This window comes from Lysinibacillus sp. NPDC047702 (genome assembly GCF_050272555.1).
GTDB lineage: Bacteria > Bacillota > Bacilli > Bacillales_A > Planococcaceae > Lysinibacillus.
Window position 1 is genome coordinate 14069 of record NZ_JBNNMG010000019.1, and the last position, 20018, is coordinate 34086.

At 35.6% G+C, this 20018-nt stretch carries 18 protein-coding genes and 1 pseudogene; 14 read left to right on the forward strand and 5 right to left on the reverse strand.

The window, feature by feature from the left end:
• The first annotated feature begins 19 nt into the window (after positions 1 to 19).
• The 5 genes from prmA to ACQKIM_RS11450 all read left to right on the forward strand — a co-directional run bounded on the left by prmA (position 20) and on the right by ACQKIM_RS11450 (position 5732).
• Positions 20 to 961, forward strand: a complete 942-nt coding sequence (gene prmA, locus ACQKIM_RS11430; protein ID WP_427543603.1) for a 50S ribosomal protein L11 methyltransferase — start codon at positions 20 to 22, stop codon at positions 959 to 961.
• Between the two features lie 80 nt (positions 962 to 1041).
• Positions 1042 to 1779, forward strand: a complete 738-nt coding sequence (locus ACQKIM_RS11435) for a 16S rRNA (uracil(1498)-N(3))-methyltransferase (RefSeq protein WP_427543606.1) — start codon at positions 1042 to 1044, stop codon at positions 1777 to 1779.
• Positions 1780 to 2148: 369 nt separating this feature from the next.
• The gene (locus ACQKIM_RS11440; RefSeq protein WP_427543609.1) at positions 2149 to 2955 is read left to right on the forward strand and encodes a CsxC family protein; all 807 of its coding nucleotides are present in this window, start codon (positions 2149 to 2151) and stop codon (positions 2953 to 2955) included.
• Positions 2956 to 3414: 459 nt separating this feature from the next.
• Positions 3415 to 4818 carry a BC_2427 family protein gene (locus ACQKIM_RS11445; RefSeq protein ID WP_427543612.1) on the forward strand — a complete coding sequence of 468 codons (1404 nt, stop codon included), beginning with the start codon at positions 3415 to 3417 and terminating at the stop codon, positions 4816 to 4818.
• 146 nt (positions 4819 to 4964) lie between these two features.
• Positions 4965 to 5732 carry a CsxC family protein gene (locus tag ACQKIM_RS11450; RefSeq protein WP_427543615.1) on the forward strand — a complete coding sequence of 256 codons (768 nt, stop codon included), beginning with the start codon at positions 4965 to 4967 and terminating at the stop codon, positions 5730 to 5732.
• Positions 5733 to 6007: 275 nt separating this feature from the next.
• Here ACQKIM_RS11450 and ACQKIM_RS11455 read toward each other — a convergent pair whose 3' ends face one another.
• A complete protein-coding gene (locus tag ACQKIM_RS11455) occupies positions 6008 to 6133 on the reverse strand; it encodes a hypothetical protein (protein WP_427543618.1) in 126 nt (41 codons plus the stop codon).
• Positions 6134 to 6511: 378 nt separating this feature from the next.
• On the opposite strand from ACQKIM_RS11455, the gene ACQKIM_RS11460 reads away from it, so the two are divergent.
• The 6 genes and pseudogenes from ACQKIM_RS11460 (at position 6512) to deoC (ending at position 11902) form a co-directional block, all read left to right on the forward strand.
• A complete protein-coding gene (locus ACQKIM_RS11460; protein ID WP_427543621.1) occupies positions 6512 to 7234 on the forward strand; it encodes a hypothetical protein in 723 nt (240 codons plus the stop codon).
• Positions 7235 to 7390: 156 nt separating this feature from the next.
• Positions 7391 to 7879, forward strand: a pseudogene (locus tag ACQKIM_RS11465) (RNA polymerase sigma factor); the annotation flags it as partial.
• A complete protein-coding gene (locus ACQKIM_RS11470; protein ID WP_427543624.1) occupies positions 7860 to 8582 on the forward strand; it encodes a hypothetical protein in 723 nt (240 codons plus the stop codon). The pseudogene ACQKIM_RS11465 and the gene ACQKIM_RS11470, both read left to right, overlap by 20 nt.
• Positions 8583 to 8658: 76 nt before the next feature.
• Positions 8659 to 8916, forward strand: a complete 258-nt coding sequence (locus tag ACQKIM_RS11475) for a hypothetical protein (RefSeq protein ID WP_427543627.1) — start codon at positions 8659 to 8661, stop codon at positions 8914 to 8916.
• 507 nt (positions 8917 to 9423) lie between these two features.
• Entirely contained in the window at positions 9424 to 10773 is a 1350-nt protein-coding gene (gene mtaB, locus ACQKIM_RS11480; protein ID WP_427543630.1) for a tRNA (N(6)-L-threonylcarbamoyladenosine(37)-C(2))-methylthiotransferase MtaB, read from the forward strand.
• 457 nt (positions 10774 to 11230) lie between these two features.
• Positions 11231 to 11902 (forward strand): deoxyribose-phosphate aldolase, encoded by a 672-nt coding sequence (gene deoC / locus ACQKIM_RS11485; protein ID WP_427543633.1) that lies wholly within the window; start codon positions 11231 to 11233, stop codon positions 11900 to 11902.
• Between the two features lie 44 nt (positions 11903 to 11946).
• Here the strand turns inward: deoC and ACQKIM_RS11490 are convergent, their stop codons facing one another.
• From ACQKIM_RS11490 to ACQKIM_RS11500, 3 genes are all read right to left on the reverse strand, one after another.
• Complete coding sequence (locus ACQKIM_RS11490) at positions 11947 to 12801, reverse strand: tyrosine-type recombinase/integrase (RefSeq protein WP_427543636.1); 855 nt, start codon at positions 12799 to 12801, stop codon at positions 11947 to 11949.
• On the reverse strand, positions 12743 to 13039 hold the full coding sequence (locus tag ACQKIM_RS11495; RefSeq protein WP_427543775.1) for a hypothetical protein: 297 nt from the start codon (positions 13037 to 13039) through the stop codon (positions 12743 to 12745). The genes ACQKIM_RS11490 and ACQKIM_RS11495 overlap by 59 nt, the downstream gene beginning before the upstream one ends.
• A 703-nt stretch (positions 13040 to 13742) precedes the next feature.
• Complete coding sequence (locus ACQKIM_RS11500; protein ID WP_427543639.1) at positions 13743 to 17186, reverse strand: S-layer homology domain-containing protein; 3444 nt, start codon at positions 17184 to 17186, stop codon at positions 13743 to 13745.
• A gap of 401 nt (positions 17187 to 17587) precedes the next feature.
• Between ACQKIM_RS11500 and ACQKIM_RS11505 the strand changes: the two genes are divergently transcribed.
• Together ACQKIM_RS11505 and ACQKIM_RS11510 are read left to right on the forward strand one after the other, a co-directional pair.
• The gene (locus tag ACQKIM_RS11505) at positions 17588 to 17791 is read left to right on the forward strand and encodes a hypothetical protein (RefSeq protein WP_427543642.1); all 204 of its coding nucleotides are present in this window, start codon (positions 17588 to 17590) and stop codon (positions 17789 to 17791) included.
• A 96-nt stretch (positions 17792 to 17887) separates the two neighbouring features.
• Positions 17888 to 18370 carry a hypothetical protein gene (locus ACQKIM_RS11510; protein WP_427543645.1) on the forward strand — a complete coding sequence of 161 codons (483 nt, stop codon included), beginning with the start codon at positions 17888 to 17890 and terminating at the stop codon, positions 18368 to 18370.
• A 103-nt stretch (positions 18371 to 18473) separates the two neighbouring features.
• On the opposite strand, the gene ACQKIM_RS11515 is transcribed toward ACQKIM_RS11510, so the two are convergent.
• A complete protein-coding gene (locus ACQKIM_RS11515) occupies positions 18474 to 18605 on the reverse strand; it encodes a hypothetical protein (protein ID WP_427543647.1) in 132 nt (43 codons plus the stop codon).
• 421 nt (positions 18606 to 19026) lie between these two features.
• Between ACQKIM_RS11515 and ACQKIM_RS11520 the strand changes: the two genes are divergently transcribed.
• Positions 19027 to 19803, forward strand: coding sequence for a DUF4085 family protein (locus ACQKIM_RS11520; protein ID WP_427543650.1), 777 nt, complete (start codon positions 19027 to 19029; stop codon positions 19801 to 19803).
• Positions 19804 to 20018 lie beyond the last annotated feature (215 nt).

A 20018-nucleotide genomic window follows, 5' to 3' on the forward strand; every position in this document is an offset into this window, starting at 1 on the left:
AGAGGAGCTGAAGAGCTACGTGAAGTGGTCAGAATTATCCATTCATACCAAGAATGAAGCGGTAGAGGCAATTTCAAATATTTTGCATGAGGCTGGGGCAAGTGGAGTTGTTATTGAAGATTCTGCTGAATTTGCCAAGCCACGAGAAGATCAATTTGGTGAAATTTATGCACTAAATGAAGCAGATTTTCCCAAAGACGGTGTTATTGTCAAAGCTTATTTATCAGAGTCTAGTTTTTTAAATGAAACAGTCGAAGAAATTAAAGCGGCTATCACAAATCTAACGAACTTTAACATCGATATAGGGGAGAACGTTGTATCGATTGTAGAAGTAAACGAGGAAGATTGGGCAACAGCTTGGAAGCAATACTATCATCCTGTGAAAATTTCTGAACGCTTTACAATTGTACCAACCTGGGAAGATTATACACCAGTATCAACAGATGAATTAATTATCGAATTAGATCCTGGAATGGCATTTGGTACTGGAACACATCCAACAACAGTGATGTGCCTGCAAGGGCTTGAAAAGGTTGTAAAAGAGGGAGACACAGTTATCGATATTGGTACGGGTTCTGGCGTTCTTTCCATTGGTGCAGCATTGCTTGGAGCTAAAAGTGTTCATGCGCTTGATTTAGATGAAGTAGCAGTACGCTCTGCACAAGAAAATGTTGTGTTAAACAAAGTTGAAGATACAGTATCAGTATTTCATGGAAACCTATTGGATACAGTGAAGGAACCTGCTGATGTCGTTGTGGCCAATATCTTAGCAGAAATTATTATGTCCTTTACTGACGATGCATTTTCAATTGTCAAACCAGGTGGATTATATGTTACTTCAGGTATCATTGGCGCAAAACGTGATGATGTCAAAGTAGCACTAGAAGATTCAGGCTTTGTCATTGAAGAAGTATTACTAATGGAAGACTGGGTCGCAATCATCGCCCGTCGTCCACAATAAATTGACTGGAAAGCGCCAAATCATGAGCCGAGTGCTTGTGATTTGGCGTTTTCTCTTCTTTATGGAAAGGAATGTGTACCATGCAGCGTTATTTTATTGGAACCTCTATTGAAGAAGCACGAATCAGTGGAGAAGACGCACGCCATATTGAACGAGTAATGCGAATGAAAGAAGGTGACAAAATCGTAGTAGTTGCACAAGAAAATGCCCATATTTGTACAATTGCAGCCTTTGAAGGAGAAGAGATAGTTGTACAACCTACGGGGGAGATTATTCCTTCTCCGGAGCTGCCTGTTCAAGTTACAGTGGCATGTGGATTGCCAAAAGGTGATAAATTAGAGCTTATTACACAAAAAGCTACAGAGCTTGGCATGTTTGCCCTATTACCATTTGAAGCAGAGCGTTCCATTGTGAAATGGGATAAAAAAAAGGGTGTAAAAAAGCAAGAGCGTCTGCAAAAAATTGCAAAAGAGGCGGCTGAACAATCTCATCGTACTCATATCCCAGAAATCTATGAACCAATTTCTTTTACACAGCTAGTGAATAAAGTGGGCGATTTTGACAACGTTTTTATCGCAGATGAAGAAGATGCCAAGGTCGAAAAACGTACGAGGTTTGCGGAGAAGCTAAAAAACGCTTATGATAAAAAATCAAAATCAATTCTTATTATCTTTGGTCCAGAAGGCGGCATTGCTAGAAAAGAAGCGGAAGCTCTGTTGCAAGCTGGAGCACAAACGATGTCTTTAGGACCCCGAATTTTGCGAGCAGAAACAGCACCGCTTTATGCACTGTCTGCCATATCTTATGAATTTGAATAAAAGAGCTATACGTGAATACATTGCGTAAAAACTTAATAAAGACAATGCATGGGCAAAAACCACTTAAAAAAACTGTTTTAGGTGGTTTTTTCCACTTTTATGGTATTTCTTGGGGGGCGAAGTTGTAGTCCTACTACAAATTGAGTCATTAATATTGTACAAAACATGGTGCAAGAATTGGTACAACAAATCCGATGTAGTTATGAAATCTAAAGGAATCTTGAGAAGATTTCACTCTTAGCTCAAAATCCTTTTTATTAAAATATGGAAATAAACAAGTACAACGTCTATACATAGATGTTATGGATACATATTCTAACGATAGGAGAGCTCTCTAATACTACTATAAAATGAAAAGAGGGAATTTTTTTGAGTGATCAATTAGATAATCAAATGCTACCTTGCCCGGTAACATCAACTGAACAAATACCATTAAATAGTGAGGCTACTCCAGTAGTCGCTACACCGGTTACAGCACCAACTATTAAAGTTCCAGTTGTACTTGCCGAACCAACACTTCAAATCGTTGTGGAGTCGGATATTACGCTTAACCCTGCTGCAACTGAAATCAAAAGAGTGAAGAAAAATGTATTTCTAAATCAGGTTAAACTAGTACCGGTTAGCTTTGCACGTATTGGCAATACTGACTTTTTCAGGGTAACAAGAGCTAAATTATTTGTAGCAGGACATATTCGTAAAAATATCGAATATGCTTCATCAGCATGTAGTGGAGCACTTAGAGATAGAATTGCTGATGTTGCGTTTTCTGGCTTTACAGACCTAACTTTCCCGCAAACACCTGGAGGCCCTACTCCAATCTTGGGAATTTCCGAGTTTGCTGAAGCGAACTTCCTAAATGAAGCTACGCAAATGGACGCTCGATTAGATAAGGCTTTCTTCCAAAATCTCGTTAAATACAATGAGCAACCGTTTGGCGAGTTAGTAGCAGCGAACTTCTTTGAACTTGATTTTTCACCAAATATGGCATCACCTGAAGGTACTTTCAGCACATTACGTGAAAAAATTGTACTGGATCTTACTGTAAAAGTACTGCAAGTTCAACAAGTCCGCCTTGGCATTGGCAGTAGTGTAATAACTCCTGTTCTTTCAGGGCCTACACCTCCAGTTAGCATTACTGTCGATCCTCCTAATAATCCACCTACTGATCATTGTTAATTCTAATTTTAGAGGAGTAAAATGGTTTAAAGTGGGCACTCGAGGGCACTGAAAAAAACCCAATATTTGAGTTGGCAGCTGATCGTTCGATTTAGTCGAATGTTCAGCTGCCTTTTTGCTATCTAATCTTTAAAATTAAGGCCGATTTTACATTCTGAAACTCGTCTCCAGAAAATTGTCGAGAAAACACACAAATCTTTACTAAGCCATTGTCTTTCAACGGATTAGTATCTCAATCCTGCTGAGATTTGAATTGTACTCAGTGACAAAAGTAAAAATAATGCATATTGTAATAATAAGTGCAGTAAAAAGAATATGGGTTACGTAATGAGTTTTTCCAATAAAAACGAACTTTGAATATGTCTCTATAGAAGAGCTCATAAACCCCTAACATAAAAAAACATGGGAATTATCAACCGTTGCACTTTATTTGTCAAAACATTTTTTAGGAGTGAACTAATGAAAACTCCATGGATAAACTTTAGACGGATGGAGGAAGTGTCCTCCAAGCAAAATAAATACACAAATTGGACCTACCAAATTACACCATCTCATTGCGGTGAAAATAATCTACTAGATATAGAAAAAACAGATGAAACCAGTTATGTGGAAGAACTTGATTTAGATTCTAATCGGGAACTACTAATTCCTTCAAAGACTAATGTTGAAGAAGAAATCAGTCTTCTTGCTGATGCTGAAGATGCAGATGAAGTGAATCTAAAGGAGGAATTGGATTTAGCAGCCATTTTAGATTCAAGTCAGGAACTATTGATTCCTTCAGAAACAAATGTTGAGGAAGAAATCGATCATTTTCCCGATACCGAAGAGGTAGATGCAATGAACCCAGAAGAGGAACTGGATTTAGCATCCACTATAGATTCCACTCATGAACTAATTCCTCCAGAAACAAATGTTGGGGAAGAAGTCGGTTATCTTCCTAATACCGAAGAGGCAGATGAAATTAATTCTGTAGAAGAACTACAAGTAGACTCTACTCTTAAATTCTTCAGTCGTTCTGAATCTGATGTGGAGAATAAAATTGATACAGAGGAATTGACGGATAACCTTTCTACAAATTGTGTTAATGCTTGTCCTGAGCCAGTACATGGAGAAGTATGTTCTATAGCCCAAAATATACCTTTTTCTACATATGTAGAAATTAATGATTTTCTCCATGCTCCTATATGTGGTGAAAATGTTCAAAATACATTTGAATTTCTTGATTTAAACAATAAACTAATTCCCCAACCTGAAACCAAGCTATTTAATTCTATAACAGATTATCCTGAGCAGCCAGATTGTCGATTGGCTCGCTCAAAAATTAATCAAATTATATTTTTAATGAGAACTGATACCTTTGCTAAAAATGATCAGAAAAATAGTCCACCGAAATCAGTTGTAGTTCCCTTACATAAGTCACAATCAATTAAAAAAGGAGAAATAAATAATCATTCTTATAGTACAAAAGATTGTATGCATATTAGAGTTCCAGTTGTAGTAGGGGAATATAAAATCGAAATATGCCTTGAAGAATATATTGATTTTGAAAAAGGAATTGTGGGAATTAAAGATATCTCAAGTGAGGCAGTGCTAACCAATTGTAAATTTGTACCTAATCATTTTTCCAAAACATTAGGTAATGGAACATGTACAGCATTAAAGGGAAATTTATTTATAGAAGGCTATATTCATCAAAATCTTGAATATACAAATTCTTATACTGGGAATGAAATACCTGTACAAAATAATTCATTTATTCATTCAAATCGATTTTGCCAAAATATAGTATTAGAGTTAATCATCCATATGTTACAAGTACAGAAAATTCGAGTTAGTTATGACAAACAAATGACTGGAGGATAATTGAAATCTTTTCACGTAGCTCAAAAACCCTTTTTTATAAACACTAAATTACTAGTATATACGTCCATATATAGATTTAATTGCTACATATTCTAGCAATATAGAGAGTGCTCTCTAATACTAAAAAAATGAAAAGAGGGAATTTTTTGAGTGATCAATTAGATAATCAAATGCTACCTTGTCCAGTAACATCAACTGAACAAATCCCATTAAATAGCGAGGCTACTCCATTAGTTGCTACATCGGTTACAGCACCAACTATTAAAGTTCCAGTTGTACTTGCTGAACCAACACTTCAAATCGTTGTGGAGTCGGATATTACGCTTAGTCCTGCTGCAACTGAAATCAAAAGAGTGAAGAAAAATGTATTTCTAAATCAGGTTAAACTAGTACCGGTTAGCTTTGCACGTATTGGCAACACTGACTTTTTCAGGGTAACAAGAGCTAAATTATTTGTAGCAGGACATATTCGTAAAAATATCGAATATGCTTCATCAGCATGTAATGGAGCACTTCGAGATAGAATTGCCGATGTTGCGTTTTCTGGCTTTACAGACCTAACTTTCCCGCAAACACCTGGAGGTCCTACTCCAATCTTGGGAATTTCTGAGTTTGCAGAAGCGAATTTCCTGAATGAAAGAACTCAATTGGATGCTCGATTGGATAAGGCTTTCTTCCAAAATCTCGTTAAGTACAATGAACAACCGTTTGGCGAGTTAGTCGCTGCGAACTTCTTTGAACTTGATTTTTCACCAGTTATGGCATCACCTGAGTGTACTTTCAGCACATTGCGTGAAAAAATTGTACTGGAACTAACTGTAAAAGTATTACAAGTTCAACAAGTCCGCCTTGGCGCTGGTAGTGCTGTAATAACTCCTGTTCTTTTAGGATTAACTCCTCCTACTAGTCCTTAATAAGTTTTAGAGGAATACAACAGATAAAAATATTCTAACTTTAGTAGTGCAAATCATGGTCAAGGTTTGTACTGCTATTTTTTTATGAGACTAAAAAGAGTCCTTTAAAAACCGAGCATTCCTCACACGCTTATGTGAAGCAGTCAAGGATGTTGGGTGGGATTGTGTAATACATTTAGAGAGTTAATGATAATCCAAGTATGTGACCCACTTGTGAAAGAACTGTACATTATATGAATTTGTACTCCTTTTAAACTTTTTCAAAACTTCATGTACTAATATTTCCTCTCTCGCCCGTCTTCTTGTGATTTTTTTAAACTTTGAGCAATAACTCTTGCCGTTAGCATTAATAGTGGTAATTCTAATGAATCATCATCAGAACTCATTGTTAACGTATACATGTTATAAAAATCATTAATAATCCCACCTATACTATGAACTATCTATGACTGACGAATCTTTACTGATAAATATTAAAAATATTGGAAAATATTTAATTATATTATATGATGGTTAATATAATGAAAAATACATATGAAGAAATTTGCACTGATTTTACTTTCATCTAAATTATTAATTAGCCCAATGGCATTTAATTTACAAGTTGAGAGGAAACAACCCCGTTCATGAACTAAGTTCTTTAGGTTTGGGGAATAATGTTTTTTTTAAGAGCGCATACCAAGTCTAAAGTGTATTAAAAAAATCTAAAGAATTTTGGAATTTAACAAATATATATTAAGAGCGCAAAAGCTATTTGCAGTAAATAAAGGGGCGATATTATGAAAATGGGTTTGAATGATTCATCTGTTGTTAGGGGATTGCAAACAGGCAATATCGGTATGACTAACATAAGCAATAAAGGCTCTATTAACACCAATGCAAGCGCCAAAAATAGCGCAGCAGTTATTTTTAGCCGTTCATCTTTTAGACCGAATGTGTCAAACGATACATTAAAAGATTTTTCGAATGACTTAACTCGAATAAAGCTAAGTTTAAGAAATAATTCCGATAGCAATGCTGATAGCAAATTATTAGACGAGTTTTTGACGAAATATAATGAGTACAAAGAAAAAGGCCTATTTGACGGACAGACAGACGATAACAACACCAACCAGATTTTTCAGAACAGTGTTTTAGATTTGGTTGATGAATTTCGTGCTAAAGCCGTAAATGAAGAGGCCCAAAACTATTTTAAGGAAATGAAGGCAAGAGGTGATATGGGGATGTTTCTTGTCAGGGCTTTAGGTATAACAAGTGGGCATGTTGATTGGTCTGATAAAGGCATTTCCCGAATGATGGAGTTATACGAGGAAAAGTTAAAAGACGGTACGTTAAATTCTGATAATGCTGAAATACTCGATTTGGACGCTTTTAATAAATATCGCGAAAAAAATAGCAAGGATACTGAAGAAGCAATCAAAGAGCGTGAGGCATACAGCTTATTATTGAAAAAACTTGACGCATTTAAAAATTCCTTAGTTCAGTATTTCGAAGGAAAATAACAAACTGCAATAGATAAACCCAAACATTTGAGAAGTTTTTAATCTCAAATAGTTTGGGATTTTTTGTTTAAATAATCATAAATCTTGATGAGATGATGAAAATTATTTTCAACTCTTAAATAAGTTATTTGAAAAACGTGACGTAAATGGTTTGATGAATATGGCGAATCCATTTTAACCTACATACTATTAATAGTAAAAGACTATCAACATGCAGAGGATTTAACGCAGGAAACTTTTATAAAAGCTTATAAAAAACAACATGAATTTGAACATAAATCAACGGTGAAAACGTGGTTATTCTCAATCGCTTTTAATGTGATAAATGACTATTTTCGAAAAAAACATCCGTTACAACATTACTTAGGTATAACAATAGCGGAAAAAGACTACAAGCCAATACCTGAACAAATCGTAGTAATGAATGATCAAACTGAACAATTATATAGATCCATTCAACAATTAAAACCTTCCTACAGACATGTGATCATTTTGCGGAAGTTAAAAGAATTCTCTACGGAGGAATCATCTATCGTTCTAAACTGGTCTGAAAGTAAAGTGAAAATGACTTTAAAAAGAGCTTTAGCAGAACTTAAAAATGAATTATTAAAAGGAGGGCTTACCTATGAAACCTTTTTCAGATGAACAATTTAGTGATTTGGAACAAGAATTAAAGATGACAGACAAATCCAAAAGCCTATTAAGAAATAAAGTATTGCAGAATACAGTTATAATCAATAAACGTGAACTTAAAAATAATCGTGATTGGCAATACAATACTATTGCTGTCATATTAACAGCAGCCGTCATAATATTTCTTACTACACAGTCATTAGATACTTTAAGGCATACAGCAAATAAAATCTTATATAACAATGAGATATTTGAACCAACAGAAGTTAAGATGATGGATGAAATAGTAGTACAAGACCATATTGAATTTACGATACAAAGTAATAATTTTGGTAAAATAATTAATCCATCAAATTCAGGACCTACTTCTAATTATTTAATTAATAATAATAATGGTGAAATTTATTTAGATATTTTAGTAACTGTAAGAAACATATCGCCTACTGAGTTATCTGAGGCAGATGATTTTATGAGTATTGAAATCATCTATGATGAAAGAGAAGAATTTAATTCATTTACTAGTTTTGAAAGAGAAAGTTTTGAAAGAGTTGAAGAGAATAAATTTAGTGGTTTAAACAATTCGAGTATTGAACCATTGGAGACTAGAGTGGTTCATTTTTTAACCTCTGTTCCAGCAAGTATAGAGAAAGATGGTAAGCTATTGAAAGCAGTAATTACAGCCAATGGGGAAAATTATGAGTATGTAATTCGATAACTTAAGCTTAAAATATAAATTTGATGATTTAAGAAATTACGTTCTTAAACTCACGGGGTGCTTTACTTGAAGATCATTGAGTTGCGGTGAAGAAGTAGAGGGTGGGATATCTGGATTAGGTATTTCAACAAGTACGACTATCGCTAGTTCAAAGGGCTATACTTTAAATGTTGGACCTAACAAAAAAGTATACATGGCATATAGAGTAAAATATCAAATAGAAAAAGGAACAAGAGAATATTACGACATTGTTACTGGTAAAGTAATGAAAAGAAATTCTTATACTGTAAAAACTCCAATAAGCGGAGAGTATGTATTATTAAATGTAAAATAAAAAAGACTATTTAATAGTCTTTTTTTCATAGTGTTGAAAAACTAAATGGTCAAGGGACTCTTTGTGAATACTACTAAGTCAAATGAAGATGATTTCCGTTCCAGGCTACTCGCTTTGCCGCTGACGCTTCGCTTTCGCGCAGAGGTCCTGTGATAACGCCTTCGTGACCAACCTCCTGCTACTGCCGCTTCGCTTTCGCGCAAAAAACATCTGTTGCCCCAAGCGGCTCATCGGACGCCCCCAGGAAAGCACTCAGTCGGAACGGAGATCAACCCCTCGTTTTGAAAAAGGGCTATACTTTTTAATTTGTCACCTTGATTTCATTGACATAATAGTATTTCAACAAACATGAAATGACCACTCATCATAGAGTGGTCATTTAAATCTTTAAAGTATTGATTTCAAAAGGTTTGTGTTATTATAGTTCACGTATCTAAATTAAGTACATTAAAAATAAGTAAAGTAAGAAACACAATGTAATGTGATGTTGAAAGGATGATATATATTATGAGTAACGAGCGATCAAAAATCGTGAGTTTCCATACTCTAGGTTGTAAAGTAAATCATTATGAAACTGAGGCTATTTGGCAGCTGTTTAAAGAACAAGGCTATGAGCGTACTGAATTTGATCGTCAAGCAGACGTTTATGTCATAAATACATGTACCGTAACAAATACTGGGGACAAAAAATCTCGTCAGGTGATTCGTCGGGCTGTACGTCAAAATCCAGATGCTGTCATTTGTGTTACAGGGTGCTACGCTCAAACATCTCCAGCAGAAATTATGGCAATTCCTGGTGTAGACATTGTTGTAGGAACGCAGGATCGTACAAAATTGCTTGGCTATATTGATCAATATCGTACTGAACGCCAACCAATTAATGCTGTACGCAATATCATGAAAAATCGTGTCTATGAAGAATTGGATGTACCTGCATTTACAGACCGTACACGTGCATCTTTAAAAATTCAAGAGGGCTGTAATAACTTCTGTACTTTTTGTATTATTCCATGGGCTCGCGGGTTAATGCGCTCACGAGATCCTAAGGAAGTACTACACCAAGCACAACAATTGGTGGACGCAGGTTATCTTGAAATTGTACTAACAGGCATTCATACAGGTGGCTATGGACAGGACTTAAAAGATTATAACTTAGCGCAGTTACTACGTGATTTAGAGGCGAATGTGAAAGGCTTAAAACGCTTACGTATTTCTTCAATTGAGGCTAGTCAATTAACAGATGAAGTCATTGAAGTTTTACGTGAATCAAATATTGTTGTTAATCACTTACACATTCCAATCCAATCAGGTTCTGACACGGTTTTAAAACGCATGCGTCGCAAATATACAATGGAGTTCTTTGGTGAACGCTTAACAAAACTAAACGAGGCTTTACCAGACTTAGCTGTTACTTCTGATGTTATCGTAGGTTTCCCAGGTGAGACGGAAGAAGAGTTTATGGAAACATATAACTTTATTCGAGATCATAAATTCTCTGAGCTGCATGTATTTCCATTCTCTCCACGTACAGGGACACCAGCTGCACGTATGGAAGACCAAATTGATGAGGATATTAAAAACGAACGTGTTCACCGATTAATCGCTTTAAATGACCAGTTGGCGAAGGAATATGCCTCTCGCTTTGAAGATCAGGTTTTGGAGGTTATTCCAGAAGAGTTTGTTCATGATGGTAGTGAGGAAGAAGGACTACTAACAGGCTATACAGATAATTACTTAAAAGTAGTCTTTGAAGGCCCTGAGAATCTAATTGGACAGCTCGTGAAGGTGAAAATTACACAAGCAGGATACCCTCATTCTAAAGGACAATTTGTGCGTGTGTTAGAACCAGTTAAATAATTAAAAGGAGGATTGCCTATTTTTAATAGGTCAATCCTTTTTTGTTTTGTGTAGGGTAAAAAAGAATTGAAGCAGAGCGAAAGTCAGGGTAAGCCGATCAAAAAAGTCTAAAGCAGAGCTAAAGTCAGAGTAAGCTGATCAAAAAAGTCTAAAGCGGAGCGAAAGTCAGAGTAAGCTGATCAAAAAATACTAAAGCGGAGCGAAAGTCAGAGCAGGCTGATCAAAAAATACTTAAGCGGAGCGAAAGTCAGAGTAAGCTGATCAAAAAATACTAAAGCGGAGCGAAAATCAGAGCAGGCTGATCAAAAAAGTCTAAAGCAGAGCAAAAATCAGAGCAGGCTGATCAAAAAAGAAGCACTCCTGGTAACAATAATTAAAAGAAATTAGACGATAATGTAAAAAAGTGATATGATTCCAAGAGGTACGTACATCTTGGGATGCGAAGGAGAGTTTTATAATGGGACAAAATTTTGCACGTATGATTGATCATACTTTATTAAAGGCTGAGGCTACGCAAGAACAAATTGAAAAACTTTGTGCAGAGGCAAAACAATTTAGCTTTGCTTCAGTATGTGTAAATCCGACATGGGTTAAGTACAGCAGTGAGTTATTACAAGGATCAGACGTTGTAGTGTGTACAGTTATTGGTTTCCCACTTGGTGCCAGTACTTCAACGGTCAAAGCATTTGAGGTAAAAGATGCAATTGCGAACGGTGCAAAAGAAGTGGATATGGTTATTAATATCGGTGCATTAAAGGATAAAAAATATGATGTTGTACAAGCCGAGATTGCAGCGGTGGTTGAAGCAGCAAAAGGTAGTGCACTTGTGAAGGTTATTATTGAAGCATGCCTACTAACAGATGAAGAGAAAGTAAAAGCATGTGAATTATCGGTGGCAGCAGGTGCTGATTATGTGAAAACTTCAACAGGTTTTTCTACAGGTGGCGCAACAGCAGAGGATATTGCGTTAATGCGTAAAACAGTAGGTCCAGAGCTTGGTGTAAAAGCTTCTGGGGGTGTACGAAGCTTAGAGGATATGAAAAAGATGGTGGAGGCAGGGGCTACTCGTATTGGAGCAAGCTCGGGCGTAGCAATTATGAATGGCTTAATTTCAGACTCTAATTATTAATAGTAATGAAAATCTTTATATAGTCAGGGATACGGGGCTGTTCTTTATGAACTAGCCCCACTTTTAGCCCCAACTTCATTTAAACTCTGACTAAATGCCGCTACGGATGCCTCTTCCATTTCTTTAAGAACATGACCATATATTTCGTAAATCATTTTAGGAGTGTTTCCTAAACGTTCTGCTATGACCTTCACATTCAGACCATGATTCAATAAAATAGTGCAATGCGTGTGCCTTAAACCATGTAAAGTTATTTTGGGAAGCCTGGTTCTTTGAATAATCTTATACATGATTTTGGCTGTGTTGTTTGGTCCTATAGGTTCCCCTGACAAATGTGAGATAAAAACAAATGTATCATCATTCTCGTATTCATCTTCATCCATCAGTTTTAGTCCATACGACAACAATTTTTGCTTACACCATTTTTTATAGGTTTCTAATTGCTTCATAACAGCTTCTTCCACTAAAATGGTTCTATAGCTGTTTAGTGTTTTAGGCTTATGGGTGCCTCCATAATCCCTGGAACGTTCAATTGTTATTGTATGCTCTTTAAAATTAATATTTTTCCACTGTAATCCACATGCTTCACCGCAGCGCATTCCTGTATAAGCAATTACGAGTAAAAAAGTGTAATTTGTCATGTTTTCATTTTGTTTAGCATCATTCAAAAAAGTTACTAATTCGGTAGGTGTGAGATAATTTTCTTGTTTCTTTCCAGTTTCATCCCTTTTAGTATTAGCAGGTAGTACAATGTCAACAAGAGGATTGTGGAGCAATATTCTTTCTTTAATAGCAGCATTAATAATTGTTTTAAAGACATTGTGAGCTTGATGCACTGTACTAGGCTTGTACTGTTCTGCTAACACGTCTATAAAGTTTTCTTGATAAGATAACATCATTAAGGTTTTGAAGCTTATAGCGCCCTAGTAAAGGCTTAAAATGGAGACGTATAGCTTGCTCACGAATGAGAACTGAATTATCGCTCCATTTTTTCTTTTTACAATTCTTCTCAAACCATAGATCTACATAATCACTAATAGTTAAATTATCATTTTCTATATGTTTAGTTTCACCGCGCAGCGTTGCAGCCTTTACTACCAGTAGGCTGGAACAATTGCCTAAAGAAGATGTTGAAATGCTTCAGCAGTTCTATATGAAGCGTCAGATGGTTGACTATGAGCTATTGTAATAAAAAAGCATCTCACAACGAAAGAAGCAGTTTATGCTGCAGACACAGCAGCAGCCGAACAGCGTACAAAAGAGATCAGCGATAAGATTGAAGGACCAGCACCAAAAATAAAGTATTAGGACTGGTGTAGTGCTTTTTAAATGCAGGAGTACATGTTAAGAAATGCTAAGGTAGCAACATTCCGAAACGGAACTCATTTCACTTCCCAAACGGAACAGGTTAGTAAGAAAACATAAGTATTGGTGATAGTTAGAGTATTTCAAAACCTAACATTTAACGGAGTACTCCAATGCAGTACTCCAATCAACTATGACAATTTTTCGTAGTACTACCATGCTGCAGAACGAAAAAAAGGATGCAACCATGCAACCCAAAAAACTAAAAGGTTGCACCCATTTTGAACGTTTACGAAACACAGCAGCCTTACTATTACACCCCAAGAAACCCCAAGATTATAGCCCTTTTAGGAATGATAGGTGAATGGAACGTTCCAATGTAGTGCTCCATTACTTTTCCAAAACGAACACTGATTAAGAGGTGGTACTATGCGATGAAAGAGGAATGTTATTATATAAGGGTTAACAACCAAACCATGCCGTTAGCTCAATAAAACAGACGTAGAGGATTCTCAACGCCTGTTTTGTTTATTATTTATTTTGCTAATTGCTCATTCCCATCTTCATCCACTAGATAAGCATGAGACTTCGCCGCTTCTTCGATTTCTTTAAATGCCCAATGTGTCGTTTTCACGTCTGCAAAGCTTGGTATTGTGACACCTTGCAATGGACCACGCTCAAACATACGATTCATCATCACAACAGCTTGTGCTCGTGTTAGATGGGCATCTGGCGCAAAGCTACCATCCTGATGACCGTTGATAATACCCGCTACACGATTTGCTTCAATAATCCATTGTGCCCAATGTCCTTTTGTATCGTTGAAGGTAATCGCACCATTTTCTTCAATGTTAAATTGCTTAAAGTTTGCAATTACTGTAGCCATTTGTGCACGTGTAATATTTTCCTCTGCTCGAAAATTACCATTCGCATCACCATTCATTATGCCTTGCTCTTTCACAAAGGCAATCGCTCCTACTGCATGATGAGTGCTCGTCACATCTTTAAATGGTGCTGTGTCTCCCATTGAATCGTCTGTGTAGCCTAAAATACGAGCAATCATTGTAGCTATTTGTGCACGTGTTACATTTTTCTCAGGACCAAATGTGCCATCTTGGAAACCTTTAATATAGGCAGTATGTGTATTTTTTATTACTGTTTCCTCTAGTTTCGTATCTTCTTGGATTTGAATAATTGTAAAGGTACTGAATTTCTCTACAGTAAAACTTAAACCTACTTGTCCATTCTCCATCATGATAACATCTGGTTTCACAATTTTATTTTCACCGTCTGAATGTTCGATAAATATACGCTCATCTCCATTGCTTGATAATAGAGTATTTTGCAACGGTAATGTTACTACTATTGAACGCTGTGGCATATTCGTCACAATCACCACTGGACGTGCCATGACATGAACATTACCAGTTGGTAATGTTTCATGTACAAAAGCCTGTGCACGTGCTTTCACCGCTTGAAGCTCAAGTGGTGTTCTCAAAGGTGTTATTTGAAAATTAAAACCATTATTTAACCCATCAAATGAGCTATTTGGTACAGTAATACGACCATTAATAGATGCAATTTCTAGTGATAGACCATTCTCACGTAGTAATTGGAGTGATGGCATTGACACATCCACTGTTGCTGTTTTCACTTCATCATTGACATCTGGCAAGACCATACGAACAGTATTGATGCCATTTGCTCTTACCTCTAACAAAGCTTCTCTCGCTTGCACCTCTGTTAATGGCACAAAATCTGTAATATCGCCATTTGGTTGTTTTGTACGCTCTAGTTCTATTGGATTGTTTCTTAATAAATTTCTACCATTCCCTTCAAGGGGCACTAGAATTTTTCTTTTCAAGTCGATTGGCGTTGGACTCGGTCTCACTAAATCATTATCTGGGTAGAATACAGGTATTCTCATCAATGCATTCTGTGCCAGCGTTAATTGCGTTAATGCTTCATTCACCACTAGCTGTGATGCATTTGGATTACTATTGACATTTTTAGCCTCTATCAACTTCGCTTGATATGCCGCCCAACTTGCTGACGTATACTCACTTGCAATGAAAGTCCTTTCTTCCGCTATTTTTTGTTGCAATAGTGTTTTATTTCCTACTAATATGGTAAACGATTTTGTCTTTGTTACTGTTTGGCTGTTATTTGCAGCTTGCACGGTTAATGTATACATGCCATCTAACAACGCATTAGTAGGAATAAATGTCCATTCACCTGCTGCTGAATTTACTGTTACTTGCCCCTGAATTGAGTGACTTCCTGTATCTGTTAGTACCACTGTAATAGCATCAGGTGTCGTATTTTGAGCTACCGTCCCACCAAATATTGAGGTTGATGTTGAAATAGTAGGTGTTCCTTGTTGCGTTAGTTCCGTTGGTTTTGTTATTTGTAGTGCTGCATTGAACGGATCCTCTGCCACCACTGTAAAATTTCCCACAGCTTTACTATGCGGACCTGCTAAATTCGTAGGTATTGGAGCTGTGTATACGACTGTTAGTTCACTATCAGATGACAATGCAAGAGTAGATGCGAGTTGAATCTCTAATTGTTTTGAATTTGCGCCAACTATAATACTATCAATATCATTTAAAGCTATATTATTACCGTTATGCTTTACTATAAACCCATCTTTGCCAGTATTCGTAATAGCATAATTAAAAGGAATCGTAAGTATACGAGTAGCTAAATTGAAAGTGACCATTGTTGGCACGTTTAATGCTAAGTTTGCTCCATGTGTTTGTAGGTCTAACAGCGCTTCATCTATTTCTTGTTGTATCGCCACTGGATTTGCTAATACGATTTGTGCCTTATCTAAAGCTGTTTTATATAGTTCCCAAGTTGTTGCAGTATAGTCTGCTTCCTGTAAAGCAGGGGTACTTGGTATTTGTCCTGTCACTTTCTTCACTTCATTGCTTAAAGCAGTTTTATCCATAAATACAATCTTTTTGGATGCTCTTAATGTAAAAGTTGCATCTCCCAGCATACCTCCATATTCAATAGCATAGCCTTTTATTGTATTACTACCACTTTCATTAAAATCATTCCATTGTCCATTTGCCCCATCTATAAACCCTAAATACTCGGTGCCACTACTACTATTATTAGGTTCAACTAATCTCCAATTCGTATACATTCCCGGTACAGGTGAGCCATTTAAGTGAGCATAATTGTCATAAAACTTTAATCCTTTACCTCCATCCACTAACCCCTCTGGACCTGTTACCCAACGCCAATCACCAGGAGGGTCTATAGTAGGACTTGTCGGTGAACGTTTAATATCCTGTGCACCAATCCATGTACGAGATGGTGTGGTAGTAGGTAGTCTTTTGCTAACAGTCTCATTTTCTGTTGCATCAGTAATTGTAGCAAGATACCCTTTACGACCGAAATAACTTCTCAGCTTTGCCTTACTTTCAGCACTATACCAACCTAGTGTAGCACCATTGTCGATATAGTCATAAAAATGCCCATTATAAGGTAATGCCTTCCCTAAGTTGAACGTAATATTACGTGTTGTCCAATCTGTTGCTGTTGTCGAAAATTTCACATTGCGTAATGCCGCTTGATAGTTTGCAATAGTCGCAGCACCGCGTAGTGTTAATTCCCCTCTGGATGCATCAAACGTATGCGTAATACCATTAGCATTCAAAAATTCGAGTTTATCCCCTGGTTGGAAATTTTCAATGGTGATGATTGCTCCATTTACATCACTTTCATAGCCTGTTAAGACAGCCGTGTCTAGAGCTACATTTGCATCTACTACAACCGAGCTATTATCAATGGCATTATTGATGACAGCAGCCACTGTATCATTTGGGGATGTTGTAATCGCTGATGTTGTTGGTGCTGCTTGTGCTTGTTGCGTTGTACCCATAAAGGATACATTACTTACCACTAATATTGTAGCAAGTATGGTACTGGATAGACGTTTCCACTTTTGTTGCGTTGTATTTTGCATATTTCTCCTCCAATCATGTTAGCATTTTAGTGTATTTATCACTTCATTATAGAATGAAAAAAACCATATTAATACATAATATTGAAATAATAGGTAGGGTTAGGACGAATACAAATACCACTATGACGTATTTGCACGCTATGCAATGAACTAGAGAACAATTCAATTATTCGAATAGATACAAATTAAGAATTAGATGTTCCTTTTAATGAATTGAATAATCCTGATGTTTCTATTGGCACAGAATTACAACCGTTTGTATTACCGTTATTCCATTATTAGCAACTGTTACTATTAGATATGGAGTTCCATTTTTAGCAAGGACTGCTTCAAAACGAATAGTTTATGTATCCAAACATGCTGCTGAACAAGCATTTGATCGTGGTATTACAGGAAAAATGATGGATGATGCTTTGTCCAATGGTGCAAAATATGTAGATGGTTGGAGTGGAGAACGAATTGCTTGGTTAGAGAATGAATCCGAAAATAAAAGAACGGCAGTCTTACTTAAAAAAGATACGGATGAAATTGATACAGTATATAATCAAAAGGCAAAAAAATTGAAATGGTTGAAAAGTACTTGGCAGTATGTAGGAGATAAATAACGGAATTTCGAGAGAGAGTTTAATGAAAAAACTTCTTAGAAGTTTATCATTTATCTAGTATTACCAAATGCTTATTTAGGTAAAGGGGAATTATTAATGGCTTTATTAAAAGATTATTTTAATCAACCTAATTGTGAAGTTGAAATAAATTTAGTATTAGTGAATGAATCTAGTGTTAAATTCAATATTCAATTTCGTTCAGGGAAAAATTTTCCTGAAGTTTTTACTGAAATAGTTTGTTTGAGAAGAGACTTTTTAAAATTATTAGATGATTTAAGACAAATCGATCTTATGCATCTAAGTATGTTAGAGCCCCATGACCCTGGGTTGTGTATTTATCATATTCCTCTTTTTGGTTCTTATTATTACCCTGGACATGGTTTACATCAAGTGCCTGAACATGAAAGGGATGAATGGGATCCTTATTATAGATTATTTTTTGTGTTAGATGCAGGTGAGAGGAATGATCATAGTGCATCAGAAACTGGTCCTGGATTATGTCTAAAAGTAAAAATGGAGCAAATTAACGAATTTGTAGACTGTTTAAAGTCAGAGGTAAATAATTTTTATGGTGCTTAAGCAAGAGAATTTTTTAAATTACATAAAAAAAGACCAGCAAAACTAATTTATTTGTCGAGTTGGTCATCTTTTTATTTGTCATAATGAAAAATAGGTAACTTTGTTAGTTTTCTGTCTCATCAATAGTCTTTGAATGTTTAGCCTGTTCAATGACTTCTTCAAAGGCTGCTTTAATTTTCTCAATCGTATAACCAGCTTCCAGTAATTCTTGAGTTGTTTGTTCTAGTTTGTTCATTTTGAAATCCTCATTTATATTTTATCTATCTCCAACATTAATAATATTGAAGTTTGCTAGAAATATCAAAAGAGTCGTATTAGTGGGGGCGTATAGTAAGGTTGTAGAGCGTTTAAATAGTAAGGTGAGTAAATATGGTGAACCATCGTTAGACAATTGGCTTGAAGGGTGAATGGAAATTGTTATCCAAGTGAAAGTGCTATGAGGTAATATTAAATTACAAAGCAGATTAATGGAAGTATGGTCTGATAGGGGGCTTGTGTATGAAGCGTTTAGTTATAGGTATTGCAGTAATTTGGTTGATTTTATTGGCTATGTGGTTTTTAACTACAGACTCACCAGGTTAGGGTGTTCTTGGATTATTAAGCTAGCGAGGCAGGTTAATGAAAAATTATCTACTTAGAGAGATGAGGGTAATAAAATGAAATATTTTACTAAAGAATGGCATGAATTGTGTCAAAAAAATAATATCCATCTGCATTTAGAGGAAGAAAAGCAAGCTGAAACATTCTCAGAAGAATATTTTCAACAGCTTTACCACATTGAATTAAATAGTTGGCTTACTTTACAAGAAGAAGCAAATTTAAGATTAAAATCTAACGAAACAGCAAACGGAGATGATGATAATAACTATGAACCTTTTAATAAAGAAAAGGGAATAGAACAATTTCATGATATTTTCATACATAATCATATGTATTTAAAAAAGCAATTACCAAAAACAATAGTAAAACAGATTGCAGATATAAGGGTGTTTGCTTTAGATAAGGCAACTCGTAATGTAATAAATGCTGTAACTCAATTTTGCGAAGAAAATGAAAGAATTGTAACCACAGTAATTGAAGATTACAAAAGATATATAAAAGAAAACTCAACATTACTGGATATAGAAATTGATGGGGATTTTAGCTTCCATTATTGCAAAATTATAAAATCAATTAAGAATGATAAATCCTTAAAATTACTCCTTGATAATAAAGGGAGTTATACAAATATAGATGAGGTCATATTTGAAAATTTTAATATTATCAAACAGGATGATTTGTTAGAAGATTCATGGTGGCTGTATGAGGAAATATATAAAGTGAATGACAAATATGAATTTCACGTCTTGCTACAAAATGAAACGATGGATTTAATTGATTTTATTATATCAGCTGAACAAATTTCCTTTATAAGTAATAAAAATAATCTTTGATAGTAAACTGAGGCGTTTTTGTATTAAGTCGAAGCGAAGATATTTAAAAAGTAAAGGGCCTTATTAAGCTCCCATGAAAGAACCTAATCATCTTTCATTTTCTGTGGTGGGGAGCTTATTTTAGCGCTTCATGGCTGGCTAACTGTGCAGTTTAGTTATATTTAGAAAAATGTAGTTTTTGTTGAAATTTATGCAATAATAGAATATTAAAACAT